We start from the raw sequence: 18,816 nt of genomic DNA, 5'->3' as shown, positions 1-18,816 counted from the left end.
TAATCCTATGAACCGACATCATCCCTCGGAGCGAGAACGCATGGTCGCCCTGCTAGAGGCGCTGGCCCCCAACGAGGGGTACAACCTCACGTCGCTGGCCAGCGTGCGCATCCTGAGGTCGGACCGGCCCCTGGTGCGGACGCCCGTGCTCTACGACCCCGGCATCGTGATCGTGTGCCAGGGCTGCAAGCGCGGGTATTTCGGCGATCAGGTGTATGTGTACGACGAGCAGCATTACCTGGCCGTCGCCGTGCCCGTGCCCTTCACCATGGAAACGGACGCGACGGCCGAGCGTCCGCTGCTGGCCATCTACCTGCACCTGGATTTTCAGCTCGCCGCCGAGCTGATGATCCAGATCGACCAGCAGCAGGCGCCCTCGCCGAAGGAGGCGCCGCGCAGCATGATGTCGAGCCCCATGGATGACGCGCTCGCCGCTTCCGTCCTGCGCTTCCTGGCGGCGCTGAACGACACGCTGGAGGCGACGGTGCTCGGCCCGGCCTTGCTGCGCGAGCTGTATTTCCGCGTGCTGACCGGCGCCCAGGGCACCGCCATGCGCGCGGCGCTGGCCATGCAGGGGCGGTTCGGGCGGATCGCCAGGGCGCTGCGGCGCATCCACACCGATTACGCGCAGCCGCTCGACTTGCCGCAGCTGGCCGAGGAGGCCGGCATGAGCGTTCCTTCGTTCCACAGCCATTTCAAGGCGATCACCCAGACCTCGCCCATGCAGTACGTGAAGTGCACCCGGTTGCACCAGGCGCGGCTGCTGATCGTGCGCCAGGGCATGACAGCGCAGGCCGCCAGCCATGCCGTGGGCTACGCCAGCCCGTCGCAGTTCAACCGGGAGTTCAAGCGGTTGTTCGGGCGTTCGCCGCAGGTGGAGGCCAGGAGGATGCGGGAGAGTTTTGCGATTCCGCCGGTGCATGGGGAGGGGGTGTATGTGTCTTCCCATTAGGCCGTTCGGCGCAATCGCGGACGGAGTCCGCTACGGGTGCAGGAGAAACGTCGTCGTAGGATGGTGTTGAGCGAAGCGATACCCATCAGCGCAACCGCATGGGTTTCGCAAGCTCAACCCATCCTACGAAAGCCATGCTCGCTCATGCTGCAGGGGCGGACTTTGGGAGGAGGGCGCGGTATCACATCGTTGTAATCCGCGGCCGCTACCCTGGCGCCCGCATGCTGCCCGCCGCGGTGCGGGCGGCTTCCTGGCATTGCCGGCAGATGGGGCAGGACGGTGGACACAGGTACTTCGCGCAGACCGTTTCTCATCCGTTCCGAGGATATGCACGCCGACGAGTTCGGCGCGCTGTTCACGCGGATGTTCGGCGATCTCTATTCCGGCCTTCCGCCCCTGCGGCGCAAGGTCGCCATCGCCGGCGTCTACGGGCGCTACGAGGGCGTCAGCTTCCGGTGCCTGAGTTTTCGCGGCGACTTCCTCACCGCGCTGCCCGACATGGATGACGAGATCACCTTCGTCTTTCCCACCGCCGGGCGCATCGTGTTCAACCAGGCGAGCGAGACCGTGGGCGTGCCCCAGGTCGGCCTGGCCATCGAGAAGGCCGCGGTGCGCTCGGTGGGCTTCGGCGATGGCCATGCGCAGTATGGGCTGTCGGTGCGCCGCGGGCTGTTCGCCAGGCGGCTCGCCACGCTGCTCGGCCGCCCGGTGGTGCGCCCGGTGCGCTTCCAGCCGGTGGTGGACCTGAAGGTGGAGGCCTTCCAGGGGATCAAGGCGATCGTCGGCCTGGCCACCGGCGCGGAGTTCGACGCCCTGGCCAGTTCCAGCGCGCTGATGCCCGCCCGCCTGCAGGAGATGCTGGTGGATTCGGTGCTGGAAGCCTGGCCGCACAACTACAGCGAGGCGCTGCGCCGGCCGGGGCCGCTGATTGCGCCGCGCCACGTGAAGCTGGCCGTGGAATACATCCGCGAGCATCCCGACGCCCTGGTCAGCGGCGGCGAGCTGGCGGCGCTGACGAATGTCAGCCTGCGCGCCTTGCAGGAGGGCTTCCGGCGCTTCGTCGGCTGCTCCATCGTTGCCTACCAGCGCCAGGTCCGCCTGGAGCGGGCGTACGACGCGCTGCGCCAGGACGCTTCGCCCTCGGTCAGCGAAATCGCCCTGTGCCTGGGCTTCAGCAACGTTGGCCGCTTCTGCCAGTACTTCCAGGGCGCCTTCGGGCTGAGCCCGGCGGATGTGCGCAAGGGTATCCGCCATTAGCGATGCCCGGCCAGTCGGCCGGGCAGGGACGGGCGGTCAGAACTGGTAGCTGGCCTTGAGGCTGCCGCTGTAGCCATGGCTGCCGCTGCCGCTCAGGGCGCCGACTTCCGCGCCCAGGCTCAGGTCGCCGAGGCTGGCCATGACGTTCACCGCGCCGCTGAACTGGTCGCGGTTGTCGAAGGCGGCGCGCTGGGCGACGTCCAGGCCCAGCAGGTGACCTTCGCTGTCGACCTCGTAGTCGCCCAGCGCGTGGTCGTAGCCCAGGTCCAGGCCCGGCACCAGTTGCCAGCCGCCGCTCAGGGCGATGGGCATGAAGCTCACCTTCAGGTTGGCGACGGCGCTGCGGCGGGTCTGCTCGATGCCGTCGATGTCCAGGGCCAGTTCGCTGCCTTTTTCCTGGAAGCCGGACAGGTCCAGGTGGCTGATGCGCAGGCCCAGGCTCGGTTCGAGGATCGCGTCGCGCACCGGGATGCGGTAGCCCAGCGCCACGCCGGCGCCGCTGAGGGTGCCGTGGCTGTCGCCCTTGGCGGTGCCCAGGCCGCCGCCGAGGTCGCGCTTGCTGTCGTAGTCGAGCCAGCCGGTGCTCAGGTCGGCGTCGACGAACAGGCCCTGCTCCAGGCTGCCCGGGGCGAAGCGCGCGCCAGCGCGGAGGAAGGTCAGGTCGGTGTCCACCTCGCCGCCCGCGCCGCCGACGCTGCCGCGGCTGTAGCCGAAGCCGGCGTTGGCGCTGAGCTGCTCGCTGAAGCGCTGGGTCAGGCCGATCATCAGGCCCTGGGTATGCTCGTTGCTGCTGGCGGCCCGGGACGAGCCGTCGTTGCCCTGGTAGCCGGCCAGGGCGGTGCTCCACAGGCGGCGCTGGCCGGGCTTGAGGTCGGTGCCGCTGGCGAAGGGCGCGGCGGCCCTGTCGATCAGCGCGTCCTGGCGCAGCAGGTAGCTGGCGGCATCGGCGTGGGCCTGGCCGCCGACGGTGGACTCGACGCCGCCCAGGCTGCCGGCGTCGATGGCCGATTGCAGGTAGTAGTTGTAGGCGCTGTAGGCGCCGGAGAGGCTGCTGTTCTGCAGTTGCTGCAGCAGTCGCGCGCCGGCGGCGGCGTTGCCGGCCAGGCCTTCCATGCCGGGCAGGCTGTTGTAGTAGACCATCTTGCCGCGCAGCACGTAGAGGGTTTCCTGGGACAGGCCCAGGCCTTGCTTGAGGTAGTTGTCCATGCTGCCGTACCGGGCCACCACTTCGTCCAGGCCGGCCTGCAGGTAGCTGGCCTGCACGCCGAGCAGGGGCGCGTAGATGGCGGCCATGCTCGGTGGCAGCGCCGCCAGGGTCGCGGCGACGCGGGCGGCGGTGTAGTCGTTGGTGGCCAGGTAGTTGGCCATGATGGTGGCGTTGTCCACCCCGGCGATGCTCAGCAGCACGGCGGCGGTCCAGCCTGTGCGGTCCTTGCCGGCAGTGCAGTGGAAGAGGGCGGCGCCGTCGGCCGCGGCCAGTTCGTTGAACAGCTCGGCGAACTGGCTACGCATGCCGGCGTCGCTGACGAAGGCGCGGTTGGTTTCTTCCATCATGGCAACGGCCTCGGCGGCGCTGCCGAAGGAGATGTTGGTGACGTTCGCCCCGGAGGTGGTGCTGCCGATGATGTCGATGTTGCGGTAGGCGGCGCCGGCGGGCAGGGTGTCGGGCGTGGCGGCGATTTCGCTGGCGGTGCGCAGGTCGAAGACGTTGCTGATGCCCAGGCCATCGAGCGTGGCCAGGTCCGAGGCCGTGGGCGTCAGCGCGTTGGAGCGGTAGAACACCCCGGAGCGCATGGTGCCGTCGTTGGCGGTGGTGTAGGCGGTGGTGGTTCCGGCGATGTCGCGGAAGTTGTCCATGCCGGTCAGCCGCGGGGTGTCGAGGGTGTAGGTCTCGGCGGCGTGGGCGGCGATGGACAGGCTGAGGGCGGACAGGGAGAACAGAACACGATGCAGCACGATGTAGCCTCTTCGAGCGGGTTGGCGGGGCTACTATCGGCATCGTTGCGAACCGAGATATTACAGTTCGCGGCGCCGGGAAAATCACGGCGCGAATTGTCCGTGGGCTGCGTTTTTCGTCCGTTGTGCTGTGGGTGTGGCCGCCTACTCCTCGAAGCGGCCGGTGCCCTCGCGGTCGCGCTCATAGTGCCTGGCCAGCGGGAACGCCGGCAGCCAGGACTCGCGGCGAAGGGTCCAGAGTTCGTAGGTCGGCACGAACTGGTCCGGGGCATCCAGGGCGCCCAGGTTCACTTCCACCTCGTCGGCGCTGCGCAGGAACACCGACGAGCCGCAGCGCGGGCAGAAGAAGCGTCCCGCGTAGTCGCGGGTTTCGCCCTCGATGCTTACCGCCGCCTCGGGGAATATCGCCGAGGCGTGGAACAGCGCGCCATGGTGCTTGCGGCAGTCGAGGCAGTGGCAGAGGCCGACCCGGTAGGGGCGCCCCGAGGCCACGAAGCGGACGTTGCCGCACAGGCAACCGCCGGTGAACTGGTCCATGCTGCATCTCCTCTGGAATCGAAGGTTCGGAAGTCCGTCGTGAAAAATAGCAGCCGGGCCGTCGCCGGGTTTCGGCTTCCGACGTTCGTTGCCGGGCGGGGGAGCGGCGGCGAGCCCGCTAGTCTTCGAGGCCGGTCGCCTGGCGGTATTGCCGCGGAGTGAAACCGGTCAGTTGCTTGAACTGCCGGCTGAACGCGCTGTGGTCGGTATAGCCGCACTGCAGGGCGACTTCGGTGATCGGCAGGTCGGTGTGCAGCAGCCGGTGGGCGTGCTCCAGGCGCACCTTGTGGATCAGCTGCCGTGGCGTCAGGTGGAACACGCGCTTGCAGTAGCGCTCGAGCTGGGCCACGGAGAGGTCGGTGATGCGCGTCAGTTCGTCCAGGCTGATGGGCTGGTGGAAGTGCGCGCGGATGTATTCGTCCACCGCGGCAAGGCGCTGGTAGGCCGGGTGGGTGGCGCTGGCCGACTGCAGGTCCACCGAGATGCCCACCAGGCCGATGATCTCGCCGTCGCGGTTGTACAGCGGCCGCTTGTGCGTCAGGCACCAGCCCGGCTCGCGGCTGCCGTACAGGTGCAGTTCCAGTTTGTCTTCCAGTACCTGGCCGTGTTCCAGCACGCGGCGATCCTGCTCGGTATAGCCCGGCCCCAGTTGCGCCGGGAACACCTCGGCGCTGGTCTTGCCCAGCAGCGGCTGCAACTGCTTCAGGCCGCAGCGCTGGACCAGCGTGCGGTTGGCCATGACGTAGCGCGCCTGGGTGTCCTTGATGAAGATCGCGGCATTGGGGATCACGTCCAGCATCGGCAGCAGCATCGACACGCTGGCCAGCAACGCCTCCATGCTCTCCGGGCGCTGCAGTTCATGCCCCTGGCACAGCATGGCGAGCACGTTCTGCGACATGGTTTCCAGCCTCCTGAAAGCCGCCTGGCAACAAGCTGCCGGGCAGCTTGCCGCAAGGCTCGCAGCCTGTCGAGGGTATGCAGAGGCGGCGCGATCCAGGCGCGGACGAGCGGGGCAATTGTGCCGATTTCGTCATTCGTGCTGAAGAAAACCATCAAGCGCGCCGGCGCCGCCCCGGTCCACTCTATGGCCAACGCGTGCAGCCGAACTTCATAGAACAAGCGGTTGCCGCCGGCCGACTCGTCCCTGCGGGCAGCACCCGGAGCGCAGCGTCGAGTGGCAATGCATCTGCCTATCCAACAACGCACAAGAAGGCAACGCCATGTCAGGCAAGTTCAAGAAGCAACTCTCGTTGATGGACCTTACGTTTATCGGGCTGGGAGCCATCTTCGGCTCCGGCTGGTTGTTCGCGGCCAGCCACGTTTCCGCCATCGCCGGCCCGGCAGGGATCTTCTCCTGGCTGCTGGGCGGGTTCGCCGTGCTGCTGCTGGGCATCGTCTACTGCGAGCTGGGGGCGGCCCTGCCGCGCGCCGGTGGCGTGGTGCGCTACCCGGTGTACTCGCACGGCCCGCTGCTGGGCTACCTGATGGGCTTCATCACCCTGATCGCCTTCTCCAGCCTGGTGGCGATCGAGGTCGTCGCCTCCCGCCAGTACGCGGCCGCCTGGTTCCCCGGGCTGACCAAGTCCGGCTCCAGCGACCCCACGGCCATCGGCTGGCTGGTGCAGTTCGGCCTGCTTTGTCTGTTCTTCCTGCTCAACTACCGCAGCGTGAAGACTTTCGCCAAGGCCAACAACCTGATCAGCATGTTCAAGTTCATCGTGCCGCTGCTGGTCATCGGCGTGCTGTTCTGCTTCTTCAAGCCGGAGAACTTCTCGGCCCAGGGCTTCGCGCCCTTCGGCCTGTCGGGCGTGGAGATGGCGGTTTCCGCCGGTGGCGTCATCTTCGCCTACCTGGGGCTGACGCCGATCATCTCGGTGGCCAGCGAGGTGAAGAACCCGCAGCGCACCATCCCCTTCGCGCTGATCCTTTCCGTGCTGCTCTCCACGGCCATCTACGTGCTGCTGCAAACGGCCTTCCTCGGCGGCGTGCCCACGGAAATGCTGGCCAACGGCTGGGCCAGCGTGTCCAGGCAACTGGCCCTGCCTTACCGCGACATTGCCCTGGCCCTTGGGGTGGGTTGGCTGGCCTACCTGGTGGTGGCCGATGCGGTGATATCCCCCAGCGGCTGCGGCAACATCTACATGAACGCCACCCCGCGGGTGATCTATGGCTGGGCGCAGACCGGGACCTTCTTCAAGCTGTTCACCCGCGTCGACGAGAAGTCCGGCATCCCGCGCCCGGCGCTGTGGCTGACCTTCGGCCTGTCGGTGTTCTGGACCCTACCGTTCCCCTCCTGGGAAGCGCTGATCAACGTGGTGTCGGCCGCGCTGGTGCTCAGCTACGCCGTGGCGCCGGTCTCGGTGGCCGCCCTGCGCCGCAGCGCGCCCGGCATGCCGCGCCCGTTCCTGGTCAAGGGCATGGGCGTGCTCGGCCCGCTGTCCTTCATCATCGCCGCGCTGATCGTCTACTGGTCGGGCTGGGGCACGGTGTCCTGGCTGCTCGGCCTGCAGATCCTGATGTTCGTGGTGTACCTGCTGTGCGGCCGCTTCGTGCCGACCCGCCACCTGGACCTGCGCCAGCAGGTGCTCTCCTCGGCCTGGCTGATCGGCTTCTATGCCGTGACCATCGTGCTGTCCTGGCTCGGCAGCTTCGGTGGCATCGGCGTGCTCGGCCACCCGTTCGACACCCTGGCCGTGGCCGCCTGCGCCATGGGCATCTACTACTGGGGCGCGGCCACCGGCGTGCCTGCCCACCTGGTTCGCCTGAGCGGCGACGATGAATGCGACGCCGAGGCCGACGTGGCCGGCGACCAGCGCCCCCTGGGCGGCTACGCCCAGGCTTCGTCCTGACGGCCCGCGCCCTCAACGCCTTCGGGCTCTCTTACTGGACGGCTACATGAAACGCGTACACATCATCGACTCCCACACCGGCGGCGAACCCACCCGCCTGGTGATGAAAGGCTTCCCCGAGCTGGCCGGCGCCAGCCTGGCCGAGAAGCGCAACGCCCTGCGCGAGCAGCATGACCACTGGCGCCGCGCCTGCCTGCTGGAACCGCGCGGCAACGACGTGCTGGTGGGCGCGCTGTATTGCGAGCCGGTGTCGGCGGGCGCCACCTGCGGGGTGATCTTCTTCAACAACGCCGGCTACCTGAACATGTGCGGCCACGGCACCATCGGCCTGGTCGCTTCGCTGCAGCACCTGGGGCTGATCGGCCCGGGCGTGCACAAGATCGACACCCCGGTGGGCCCGGTCAGCGCCACCCTGCACGAGGACGGCGCCGTCACCATCGGCAACGTGCCGGCCTACCGCTACCGCCGGCAGGTGCCGGTGGAGGTGCCCGGCCACGGCCGGGTGTACGGCGACATCGCCTGGGGCGGCAACTGGTTCTTCCTGGTATCCGAGCATGGCCAGCGGCTGGCGCTGGACAACGTCGAGGCGCTGACCGACTTCACCTGGGCGCTGCTCCAGGCCCTGGAGGCCCAGGGCATCCACGGCGAAGGCGGCGCGCCGATCGACCACGTCGAGCTGTTCGCCGACGACGAGGAGGCCGACAGCCGCAACTTCGTCATGTGCCCGGGCAAGGCCTACGACCGTTCGCCCTGCGGCACCGGCACCAGCGCCAAGCTGGCGTGCCTGGCCGCCGACGGCAAGCTGGCCCCCGGGCAGGCCTGGGTGCAGGCCGGCATCACCGGCAGCCGTTTCGAAGGCCGCTACGAATGGGAAGGCGAGCGCATCCGCCCGTTCATCACCGGCCGCGCCTACATGACTGCCGACAGCACCCTGCTGATCGACGAACAGGACCCCTTCGCGTGGGGCATCTGAGCCCCCACGCCGTTTTTCCCTACCCGAACGAGTGCTTCAAGGAGCCCGAACAATGAGCGACAACATCTTCACCGGCTGCATCCCCGCGCTGATGACCCCCTGCACCGCCCAGCGCAAGCCGGACTTCGACGCCCTGGTCGCCAAGGGCCGCGAGCTGATCGACGTCGGCATGAGCGCGGTGGTGTACTGCGGCTCCATGGGTGACTGGCCGCTGCTCACCGAGGCCGAGCGCCAGGAGGGCGTGGCGCGCCTGGTGGCCGCCGGCGTGCCGACCATCGTCGGCACCGGCGCGGTCAACACCCGCGAGGCGGTGTCCCACGCGGCGCATGCCGCCAGAGTCGGCGCCCACGGCCTGATGGTGATTCCCCGCGTGCTCTCCCGCGGCGCCTCGCCGGCTGCGCAGAAGGCCCACTTCTCCGCCATCCTCGCGGCCGCCCCGGAACTGCCGGCGGTGATCTACAACAGCCCCTACTACGGCTTCGCCACCCGCGCCGACCTGTTCTTCGAACTGCGCCGCGAGTTCCCCAACCTGATTGGCTTCAAGGAGTTCGGCGGCGGCGCCGACCTGCGCTACGCGGCCGAGAACATCACCTCCCAGGACGACGAGGTGACGCTCATGGTCGGTGTCGACACCCAGGTGGTCCACGGTTTCGTCAACTGCAACGCCACTGGCGCCATCACCGGCATCGGCAACGCCCTGCCGCGCGAAGTGCTGCAACTGGTGGCCCTGAGCAGGCAGGCCGCCAAGGGCGACGTCAAGGCGCGCCGCCTGGCCGGCGAGCTGGAGGCGGCGCTGGCGGTGCTTTCGTCCTTCGACGAGGGCTGCGACCTGGTGCTGTACTACAAGCACCTGATGGTGCTCAACGGCGACAGGGAATACAGCCTGCACTTCAACGAAACCGACGTGCTCAGCGAGGCCCAGCGCCGCTACGCCGAGAACCAGTACGCGCTGTTCCGCCAGTGGTACGCCAACTGGTCGGCCGAGCAGAACCTCGCCTGAACCGGCCGGCGGCGGGGCCCGATGCCCCGCCGCGATCCGCCCCCTGCGCGACGGGCGTCGCGCAGGGGGCCCACTTTCTTGATCCAGGACGCACCATGAACCTGACAGGCAGCATGCTGATCGGCCAGCAGGTGGTTGCCGGGCGCCGCGAGGCGACCCGGGCCATCGACCCGGCCACCAATGAACCCCTCCAACCGCCCTATGCCGGCGGCACCGGCGAGCAGGTGGAGCAGGCCTGCGCCCTGGCCTGGGCCGCCTTCGACCGCTACCGCGAAACCTCCCTGGAGGCGCGCGCCGGCTTCCTTGAAACCATCGCCGAGGAGATCGAGGCCCTGGGCGAGCAACTGATCGAGCGCGCGATGGCCGAGACCGGCCTGCCGCGCCAGCGCATCCAGGGCGAGCGTGGCCGCACCTGCCAGCAGTTGCGCACCTTCGCCCGCACCGTGCGCGCCGGCGAGTGGCTGGACGTGCGGGTGGACAGGGCGCTGCCCGAGCGCCAGCCGCTGCCGCGCCCGGACCTGCGCCAGCGCCAGGTGCCGCTGGGACCGGTGGCCGTGTTCGGCGCCAGCAACTTCCCGCTGGCCTTCTCCGTTGCCGGCGGCGATACCGCCTCGGCCCTGGCCGCTGGCTGCCCGGTGGTGGTCAAGGCCCATGGCGCCCACCCCGGCACCAGCGAACTGGTGGGGCGCGCCGTGGCCCGCGCCGTGGCCAGGTGCGCCTTGCCGGATGGCGTCTTCTCGCTGCTGTTCGGCTCCGGCCGCGAGGTCGGCACTGCCCTGGTGGCCGACCTGCGCATCAAGGCGGTGGGCTTCACCGGCTCGCGCAGCGGCGGCCTGGCCCTGTGCCGGGTGGCCCAGGCCCGCCCGGAGCCGATCCCGGTGTATGCGGAGATGAGTTCGATCAACCCGGTGTTCCTCTTCCCCGCGGCCCTGCAGGCGCGCGGCGAGGCGTTGGCGCAGGGCTTCGTCGCCTCGCTGACCCAGGGCGCCGGTCAGTTTTGCACCAACCCGGGCCTGGTGGTCGCCCGCCAGGGGCCGGCGCTGGAGCGCTTCATCGCCGCGGCCGCCGAGCGGGTGCGGTGCAGCCCGGCGCAGACCATGCTGACGCCGGGGATCTTCCAGGCCTTCGAAGCCGGCGTCGCTGCGTTGGCCGGGCAGGCCCAGGCGCGTGTCCTGGCGAAGGGCCTGGGAGGCGAGGGGCCCAACCAGGGCCAGGCCCATCTGTTCGCGACCCGGGCGCAGGCGTTCCTCGCCGAGCCGGCGCTGCAGGCCGAGGTGTTCGGCGCCGCGTCGCTGATCGTGGAGTGCGCCGACGACGAGCAGGTGCGCCAGGTCGCCGAGCACCTGGAAGGCCAGCTCACCGCGACCCTGCACCTCGACGAGGCCGACCTGGACAGCGCCCGTGCGCTGCTGCCGACCCTGGAGCGCAAGGCCGGTCGCCTCTTGGTCAACGGCTGGCCGACCGGGGTGGAGGTGTGCGATGCCATGGTCCATGGCGGCCCCTTCCCGGCCACCTCGGATACGCGCACCACCTCGGTCGGCACCGCGGCCATCCTGCGTTTCCTGCGCCCGGTCTGCTACCAGGACTTCCCCGACGCCCTGCTGCCCGCCGCGCTGCGCCACGGCAACCCGCTGCAGTTGCGCCGCCTGCTCGATGGCCAGAGGGAAGCCCGGGAACATGCGTGACGTCCAGGCTTCGAACGGCCCGCAACCCCAGGCGGACATCGCCGTGATCGGCGCCGGCATCGTCGGCGTCGCCTGCGCCTTGCAACTGGCGCGCCAGGGGCTGCGGGTGCAGGTCGTCGACCAGCAGGCGCCGGGGCAGGGCGCCTCGTTCGGCAATGCCGGTCACCTGGCCACCGAGCAGGTGTTCCCCATCGCCGACCTGTCGATCCTCAGGCGCCTGCCGGCCATGCTCATGGACCCCATGGGCCCGCTACGCCTGGACTGGAAGTACCTGCCGCATGCTCTGCCATGGTTCGTGCGGCTGCTGCTGAACCTGCGCCCGGCGCCGTTCCGCCGCACCGTCGCCGGTATCCGTGCGCTCAACGAGGGCAGCCTGGAGGCCTGGCGGCGGATGTTGGCGGCCATCGGGCGCCCCGGCCTGTTGAAGGAGGACGGTTCCTTGCTGGTGTTCGAGCGCGTCGAGTCGCGCCAGGCGCTGGACGCGCTGCAGGCGCGCATGCGCCAGCAGGCGGTGCCGGTCGACTTCTGGCCCGCGCAGGCCGTGCGCGCCGCCGCCCCGCAACTCAGCAAGCGCCTGCTGGGCGGGCTGTTCTTTCCGCGCACGGGGCATTTCATCGACCCCTACCTCGTGGTCCGCGAACTGGTGGACGCCGCCCGTGCCCTGGGCGTGCAGTTCCTCCAGCGCAAGGTTCTCGGCGGGCAACTGCGGCAGGACGGCGTGGCGCTGGCCACGGCGGAAGGCGGCCTGCGGGCCCGCCAGGTGCTGATCGCCTGCGGCGCCCACTCGGCCGGGCTCACCGCGGCGCTGACCGGCCGCAAGGTACCCCTGGACACGGAGCGCGGCTATCACCTGATGCTGCCCCACGAGCACGATCGTCTGCCGTTCGCTGTCACCTCGCTGGAACGCCGGTTCATCATGACGCCCATGGCCGACGGCCTGAGGCTGGCCGGCACCGTGGAGTTCGCCGGCCTCGAAAGCCCGCCGAGCATGGAGCGCGCCTGGCAACTGCACCGGCTCAGCAAGGGCCTGTTCGGCCGCGACCTGAGCGCCGAGGCGGCCACGCCCTGGATGGGCATGCGCCCGTCGCTGCCGGACTCGCTGCCGATCATCGACCGGGTGTGCGAGGGCAGGGTGCTGCTCGCCTTCGGCCACCAGCACCTGGGCCTGACCCAGGCGGCGATCACCGCCGAGCATGTCGCCCGGCTGGCAACCGTGCCGGCAACGGGCAATGCGCCGCACGGCCTGCCGGGGCTCGACGCCTACAGGTTGGATCGGTTCTGAACCCTGGCCGAGGCCGCGGGACAGGTGCGGCCTCGCCAGCGTGATCCGGCGAAGCGGCTATGCGCGTGGGAGCGGGCTTCGGCTTGTCGCGGGCTTCCCGTCGGCAGGGCGGGAAAGGCCCTGCGAAAAAACGCCGCGAACGCTTAGAATCCGCCCCCCACCGTCCAGGCAGCTCCGTCCAGAAGTCATGGCGCTCGATCCTCCCACGATGTTGACCCTCTCGATCGCCCTGGCAGCGGCCGCCGCCCTGTACCTGGCCATCGAGTGGCGCAACGTTCGCGAACCCTCGCTGCTGTTCTGGAGCGCGGGCTTTTCCACCATCGCCGTGGGCTCGACCCTCGCCCTGTTGCGCATGGGCGGCTTCCCGCTCCTGGGCATCTGGTTCGCCAACGGCCTGCTGGTCACCGCCCACTGGCTGTTCCTGCTGGGCGTGGCGCGCTTCACCGAGGCGCGCCTGTCCCGCGCCTGGTACCTGATCTTCGTCGCCTGGACGGCCATGCTGCTGTTGCCGGAGGGGCAGGCGTGGTCGAAGGTCATGCTGCTGGCCAACTCGCTGCTGGTGGCGCTGCCGACGCTGCGCGCCAGCGCGCTGCTGCGGCCCCATGGCAAGTCGTTGAGCGTGGGCGCCGGGCAGTTGCGCTACGTGTTGCTGCTGCACGGGCTGTTCTACCTGGCCAAGCCGCTGACGGCGCTGGTGCCGGGCACGCTGATCGACCTCACGGCCTTCCGCGGCGCGATCATCCAGGTTTCGCTGGTGGAAGGGACGATGGCGATCATGCTGATCGCGCTGTCGATGACCGGCACCGAGCGCTACCGCCGCGAGAAGCGCATGGCCCGGCTGGCCGCCCGCGATCCGCTGACCGCGCTGTACAACCGCCGCGCCCTGGAAGTGCGCGCGCCGCGGTTGCTGGAGGAGGTCTGCAGCGCGCGGCCGGGCGCGCTGCTGCTGATCGACATCGACAATTTCAAGCTGGTCAACGACCTGCACGGCCACATCGCCGGCGACCGGCTGCTGGTCATGCTGAGCGAGATGATCCGCGCGCTGCTGCCCGGGGGCGCGCTCGCGGCCCGGCTGGGCGGCGACGAGTTCGTCATCCTGCTCGGCGACGTGACCGACGAGCGTGTCGTGGCGCTGGGCAGCGCGCTGCGCGAGCAGTTCCACCGGGCCGCCGCGCAGGCCTTCGCCACACCCGAGGCGGTGACCCTGAGCATCGGCGCCAGCCTGTTCGACCGGCCGCCGGCCAGCCTGGCGGCGCTGATCGAGCAGGGCGACGCGGCGCTGTACGAATCCAAGCGCGGCGGGCGCGACAGGATTCGCCTGGTGGCCGGCGGCGAGGCGTAGGCCATGCCGAGACGCTTTTCGTAGGATGGGTTGAGCTTGCGAAACCCATCGGGCCATGGCGATGGGTATCGCTTCGCTCAACCCATCCTACGGTTCCGCTGCCGGGCAACTATGCTGCAGGCTATGCCGAAGCGCTTTTCGTAGGATGGGTTGAGCTTGCGAAACCCATCGGGCCATGGTGATGGGTATCGCTTCGCTCAACCCATCCTACGGTTTCCGCTGCCATGGACTCACCGTCCACGCCTCGTGCCACCCATTTCGACCGCCAGGGCTTCGCGGCATGGCATGTCGCCGTGCCGGCCCTGGCGCAGCGAACGCCAGGAGGTCAACCCCATGAGCGCGATTCACATTCACCCCTCGCTGGACAACGGCATCCGCCCGGCCCGCGCCGATTTTGCCGGCGGCACCCTGCAATGCCTGTGCGCGACCGACAAGGTGGAGGTCGCGGTCGGCGCCCAGACGCTGCACAACCACGCCTGCGGCTGCACCAAGTGCTGGAAGCCCGCGGGGGCGATCTTCTCGGTGGTGGCGGTGGTGCCGCGGGACAAGGTCAGCGTGGTGGCCCACCCCGAGAAGCTGCATATCGTCGACGACAGCGCCGTCATCCAGCGCCACGCTTGCCGCGAGTGCGGCGCGCACCTGTTCGGGCGCATCGAGAACCCGGGGCACGCCTTCTACGGCCTGGACTTCGTGCATACCGAACTGTCCCCGCAGGAGGGCTGGTCGGCGCCGGGCTTCGCCGCCTTCGTCTCTTCGGTGATCGAGAGCGGCACCCCGCCGGCGCAGATGGACGCCATCCGCCAGCGCCTGCGCGAACTCAACCTGGAGCCCTATGACTGCCTGTCGCCGCCGCTGATGGACGCCCTGGCCACCCACGCCGCCAAGCAGAAGGGCACCTACCGCGAGGCCTGACGCCGGCGCCGGGGCGGCCGGCCACCTGATAGAGGCCCTCGGTCAGCGCGGGCCTCCTCAGGCATACTCCTGGCCAACAGAGCCCCGAGTCCGTCCCCATGCCCCACAGCAAGCCCCCGGCCGGCGCCCCCGGCGCCAGCGGTTTCGTCGAAGTGCGCGGCGCGCGCGAGCACAACCTCAAGGACGTGGATGTCGCCATCCCGCGCGATGCGCTGGTGGTGTTCTCCGGCGTGTCGGGTTCCGGCAAGTCCTCGCTGGCGTTCGGCACCCTGTATGCCGAGGCGCAGCGGCGCTACTTCGAGTCGGTGGCGCCCTATGCCCGGCGCCTGATCGACCAGGTGGGCGTGCCGGACGTCGACGCCATCGACGGCCTGCCGCCGGCGGTGGCGCTGCAGCAGCAACGCGGCGCCAGCAACGCGCGCTCCTCGGTGGGCAGCGTGACCACCCTGTCCAGCCTGGTGCGGATGATGTACTCGCGCGCCGGCACCTACCCGCCGGGCCAGCCGCTGCTGTACGCCGAGGACTTCTCGCCGAACACACCCCAGGGCGCCTGCCCGGCCTGCCACGGCCTGGGCCACGTGTACGAGGTGACCGAGGCGCTGATGGTGCCGGACCCGTCGCTGAGCATCCGCGAGAAGGCCATCGCCGCCTGGCCGCCGGCCTGGCACGGGCAGAACCTGCGCGACATCCTCGTCACCCTGGGCTACGACGTCGACCGGCCCTGGCGCGACCTGCCGAAGAAGGACCGCGACTGGATTCTGTTCACCGAGGAAACGCCCACGGCGCCGGTGTACGCCGGCCTCACCCCCGCGGAGACCCGCGCCGCGCTCAAGCGCAAGCAGGAGCCCAGCTACATGGGCACCTTCACCGGCGCGCGGCGCTACGTGCTGCACACCTTCGCCAGCACCCAGAGCGCCCTGATGAGAAGGCGCGTGTCGCGCTTCATGGAGGGCCGGCCGTGCCCGGCGTGCGGCGGCAAGCGGCTCAAGGCCGAGGCGCTGGCGGTGACCTTCGGCGGGGTGGACATAGGCGCGCTGGCGCAGTTGCCCCTGGACCAGGTGGCGGCGCTGCTGGAGCCCATCGCCCAGGGCGACTTCCGCGCCCAGCCCGGCGCCGCGCTCTCGGAAGAGAAGCAACTGGCGGCGCGGCGCCTGGCCGAGGGCGTGGTGGCGCGGCTGCGCACGCTGCAACAGCTGGGCCTGGGCTACCTGAGCCTGGACCGCGCCACGCCGAGCCTGTCCACCGGCGAGCTGCAGCGCCTGCGGCTGGCCACGCAGCTGAGTTCCATGCTGTTCGGCGTGGTCTATGTGCTCGACGAGCCCTCGGCCGGGCTGCATCCCTCCGACAGCCAGGCCCTGTACGACGCCCTGGACAGGCTGCGCGACGCCGGCAACTCGGTGTTCGTGGTGGAGCACGACCTGGAGCTGATGCGCCGCGCGCAATGGCTGGTGGACGTCGGGCCCGACGCCGGCGAGCGCGGCGGCCGGGTGCTCTACAGCGGCGCCCCGGCGGGCCTGCGCGAGGTGGCGGAGTCGCGCACCGCCCGCTACCTGTTCGACGAGATTCCCGCGCCGCCCAGCCACGGGCGCGAGGCCGCCGGCTGGCTGGAGCTGCGCGGCATCCACCGGCACAACCTGCGCGGGGTGGACGCGCGCATTCCGCTGGGCGTGCTCACCGCGGTCACCGGCATCTCCGGCTCGGGCAAGTCCAGCCTCATCGCCCAGGCGCTGCCCGAGCTGATGCTGGCGCACCTGGGGCACGAGCCCGAGGAGGATGGCGCGCAAGCCACCGAGGAGGGCCCGGCGATCCTCGAAAGCACCGGCGGCCACCTGGCCGGCGACCTGGCGGCGGTGCAGCGCGTGGTGCAGGTGGACCAGAAGCCCATCGGCCGCACGCCGCGTTCCAACCTGGCCACCTACACCGGCCTGTTCGACCACGTGCGCAAGCTGTTCGCCGCCACGCCCGATGCGCGCCGCCGCCGCTACGACGCCGGGCGCTTCTCGTTCAACGTGGCCAAGGGGCGCTGCGACACCTGCGAGGGCGAGGGCTTCGTCAGCGTGGAACTGCTGTTCATGCCCAGCGTGTACGCGCCATGCCCCGCCTGCCACGGCGCCCGCTACAACGAGGCCACGCTGCAGGTGCGCTGGAACGGCCGCAACATCGCCGAGGTGCTGCGCATGACGGTGGAGGAGGCCGGCGACTTCTTCGCCGAGGAGGAGGCGGTGGCGCGCCCGCTGCGCCTGCTGCGCGAGATCGGCCTGGGCTACCTGCGCCTGGGGCAGCCGGCCACCGAGCTGTCCGGCGGCGAGGCGCAGCGCATCAAGCTGGCCAGCGAACTGCAACGCAGCCAGCGCGGCCGCAGCCTGTATGTGCTGGACGAGCCCACCACCGGCCTGCACGTGGCGGACATCGACCGGTTGATGCTGCAATTGCAGCGGCTGGTCGATGCCGGCAACAGCGTGGTGATAATCGAACACGACATGCGCGTGGTGGCCCAGGCCGACTGGGTGATCGACGTCGGCCCGGGCGCCGGCCAGGCCGGCGGCCGCGTGGTGGCCAGCGGCACCCCGCAGCAGCTGGCGCGGGCGAAGGGCAGCAGGACCGCGGCCTATCTCGCCGCGGAACTGGCGCGCTGCGCGCCGAACACGCGGCGCGCAAGGCGCTGAGGGCGGAACCGCAGGCGCAGCAGGCGCTCCTCCGAGCGCCTTCGCGCCGTCAGGCGCGCTTGGTGGAGGGCAGCAGGATGGTCAGGCAGCCCAGCAGCGGCAGGTAGGAGCACAGCTTGTACACGTACTCGATGCCGTGGATGTCGGCCAGGTGGCCGAGCAGGGCGGCGCCGATGCCGCCGAAGCCGAACATCAGGCCGAAGAACACCCCGGCGATCATGCCGACGTTGCCGGGCACCAACTCCTGGGCGAAGACCACGATGGCGGAGAACGCCGAGGCGAGGATGAAGCCGATGATCATGCTCAGCACGCCGGTCCAGAACAGGTCGACGTAGGGCAGGGCCAGGGTGAAGGGGGCCACGCCGAGGATCGAGAACCAGATCACCGTCTTGCGCCCGATACGGTCGCCCACCGGGCCGCCGAAGAAGGTGCCGGCGGCCACCGCGCCGAGGAACAGGAACAGGTACAGCTGCGAGCTGGCCACCGAGAGCTGGAACTTCTCGATCAGGTAGAAGGTGAAGTAGCTGGTGAAGCTGGCCATGTAGAAGTACTTGGAGAACACCAGCAGCGCCAGCACCACCAGCGCGGCGTTCACCCGGCCCCTGGACAGGCCGTGGGTGGCCTTGCCGCCCTGCTTGAGCTTGAACAGGTTCAGGTGGTTGCGGTACCAGCGGCTCAGCCCGTAGAGCACGCCGATGGCGAACACCGAGAACAGGCCGAACCAGGCCACGTGGCCCTGGCCGTAGGGCACGATGATGGCCGCGGCCAGCAGCGGGCCGAAGGCGCTGCCGGCGTTGCCGCCGACCTGGAAGGTGGACTGCGCCAGGCCGTAGCGCCCGCCCGAGGCCAGCCGCGCGATGCGCGAGGTTTCCGGGTGGAAGGTCGAGGAGCCGATGCCCACCAGCGCCGAGGCCAGGAGGATGGCCGGGAAGCTGCCGACGAAGGCCAGCAGGAGGATGCCGATCAGCGTGCAGACGCTGCCGGCCGGCGCCAGCCAGGGCTTGGGATGGCGGTCGGTGTGGTAGCCCACCCAGGGCTGCAGCAGCGAGGCGGTCAGCTGGAAGGTCAGGGTGATCAGGCCGACCTGGGTGAAGCTCAGCCCGTAGTTGGCCTTGAGCACCGGGTAGATCGACGGCAGCACCGCCTGGATCAGGTCGTTGATCAGGTGGGCCAGGGCGCAGGCGCCGATCACGCGCATGACCAGGGGGCTTGCTTGGCTGGCGACGGACGCGGCAGCCGTGGGGGCGGCAGTAGTGGACATGGGACTCCGGGCAGCAAGGGGCGGCCGGCGCGCAGGCGCGGCCATCGTTTTTGGCGGAGGCCCTATGCTAGGCAGTACGTGCCCGTCCGTCTTGCGAGTTTCGGACGTCGGGTATCGAGAAACGGGCAATTCGTTTCGGGCTGG

Annotated in this window: 14 protein-coding genes; 10 read left to right on the top strand and 4 right to left on the bottom strand. The window is 70.0% G+C overall.

The features are described 5' to 3' along the window. Nucleotides 1-7 precede the first annotated feature (7 nt). Both PM1_RS18115 and PM1_RS18110 read left to right on the top strand, forming a co-directional pair. On the top strand, nucleotides 8-952 hold the full coding sequence (locus tag PM1_RS18115) for an AraC family transcriptional regulator (RefSeq protein ID WP_043300082.1): 945 nt from the start codon (nucleotides 8-10) through the stop codon (nucleotides 950-952). 327 nt (nucleotides 953-1,279) lie between these two features. After that, the gene (locus PM1_RS18110) at nucleotides 1,280-2,209 is read left to right on the top strand and encodes an AraC family transcriptional regulator (RefSeq protein WP_009619544.1); all 930 of its coding nucleotides are present in this window, start codon (nucleotides 1,280-1,282) and stop codon (nucleotides 2,207-2,209) included. 36 nt (nucleotides 2,210-2,245) lie between these two features. On the opposite strand, the gene PM1_RS18105 is transcribed toward PM1_RS18110, so the two are convergent. From PM1_RS18105 to PM1_RS18095, 3 genes are all read right to left on the bottom strand, one after another. Further along, nucleotides 2,246-4,165 (bottom strand): tyrosine-protein phosphatase, encoded by a 1,920-nt coding sequence (locus PM1_RS18105; protein WP_009619546.1) that lies wholly within the window; start codon nucleotides 4,163-4,165, stop codon nucleotides 2,246-2,248. A 144-nt stretch (nucleotides 4,166-4,309) separates the two neighbouring features. Further along, nucleotides 4,310-4,702: a GFA family protein gene (locus PM1_RS18100; protein WP_009619548.1), complete on the bottom strand. Its 393-nt coding sequence runs from the start codon at nucleotides 4,700-4,702 to the stop codon at nucleotides 4,310-4,312. A gap of 118 nt (nucleotides 4,703-4,820) precedes the next feature. After that, complete coding sequence (locus PM1_RS18095) at nucleotides 4,821-5,600, bottom strand: AraC family transcriptional regulator (RefSeq protein ID WP_009619550.1); 780 nt, start codon at nucleotides 5,598-5,600, stop codon at nucleotides 4,821-4,823. 322 nt (nucleotides 5,601-5,922) lie between these two features. Between PM1_RS18095 and PM1_RS18090 the strand changes: the two genes are divergently transcribed. From PM1_RS18090 to uvrA, 8 genes are all read left to right on the top strand, one after another. Next, nucleotides 5,923-7,551: an APC family permease gene (locus PM1_RS18090; RefSeq protein WP_009619552.1), complete on the top strand. Its 1,629-nt coding sequence runs from the start codon at nucleotides 5,923-5,925 to the stop codon at nucleotides 7,549-7,551. A gap of 46 nt (nucleotides 7,552-7,597) precedes the next feature. Then, entirely contained in the window at nucleotides 7,598-8,524 is a 927-nt protein-coding gene (locus tag PM1_RS18085) for a 4-hydroxyproline epimerase (protein WP_009619554.1), read from the top strand. A gap of 52 nt (nucleotides 8,525-8,576) precedes the next feature. Beyond that, entirely contained in the window at nucleotides 8,577-9,524 is a 948-nt protein-coding gene (locus tag PM1_RS18080) for a dihydrodipicolinate synthase family protein (RefSeq protein WP_009619556.1), read from the top strand. 95 nt (nucleotides 9,525-9,619) lie between these two features. After that, a complete protein-coding gene (locus PM1_RS18075; protein WP_009619559.1) occupies nucleotides 9,620-11,209 on the top strand; it encodes an aldehyde dehydrogenase (NADP(+)) in 1,590 nt (529 codons plus the stop codon). Further along, complete coding sequence (locus PM1_RS18070) at nucleotides 11,202-12,491, top strand: NAD(P)/FAD-dependent oxidoreductase (RefSeq protein WP_009619561.1); 1,290 nt, start codon at nucleotides 11,202-11,204, stop codon at nucleotides 12,489-12,491. Before PM1_RS18075 ends, PM1_RS18070 begins: the two co-directional genes overlap by 8 nt. A 187-nt stretch (nucleotides 12,492-12,678) precedes the next feature. Next, the gene (locus PM1_RS18065; protein WP_024128341.1) at nucleotides 12,679-13,833 is read left to right on the top strand and encodes a GGDEF domain-containing protein; all 1,155 of its coding nucleotides are present in this window, start codon (nucleotides 12,679-12,681) and stop codon (nucleotides 13,831-13,833) included. A 333-nt stretch (nucleotides 13,834-14,166) separates the two neighbouring features. Further along, complete coding sequence (gene gfa / locus PM1_RS18060; protein ID WP_009619565.1) at nucleotides 14,167-14,745, top strand: S-(hydroxymethyl)glutathione synthase; 579 nt, start codon at nucleotides 14,167-14,169, stop codon at nucleotides 14,743-14,745. Nucleotides 14,746-14,843: 98 nt separating this feature from the next. After that, nucleotides 14,844-17,411, top strand: coding sequence for an excinuclease ABC subunit UvrA (uvrA, locus tag PM1_RS18055; protein WP_009619567.1), 2,568 nt, complete (start codon nucleotides 14,844-14,846; stop codon nucleotides 17,409-17,411). Nucleotides 17,412-17,460: 49 nt separating this feature from the next. On the opposite strand, the gene PM1_RS18050 is transcribed toward uvrA, so the two are convergent. Next, nucleotides 17,461-18,672 (bottom strand): MFS transporter, encoded by a 1,212-nt coding sequence (locus PM1_RS18050; protein ID WP_009619569.1) that lies wholly within the window; start codon nucleotides 18,670-18,672, stop codon nucleotides 17,461-17,463. Nucleotides 18,673-18,816: the final 144 nt, after the last annotated feature.

Source organism: Pseudomonas sp. M1 (assembly GCF_022760135.1).
Lineage (GTDB): Bacteria > Pseudomonadota > Gammaproteobacteria > Pseudomonadales > Pseudomonadaceae > Pseudomonas > Pseudomonas citronellolis.
Note: the sequence above shows the minus strand (reverse complement) of the source record. Positions and strands in the feature narration are given on the sequence as shown.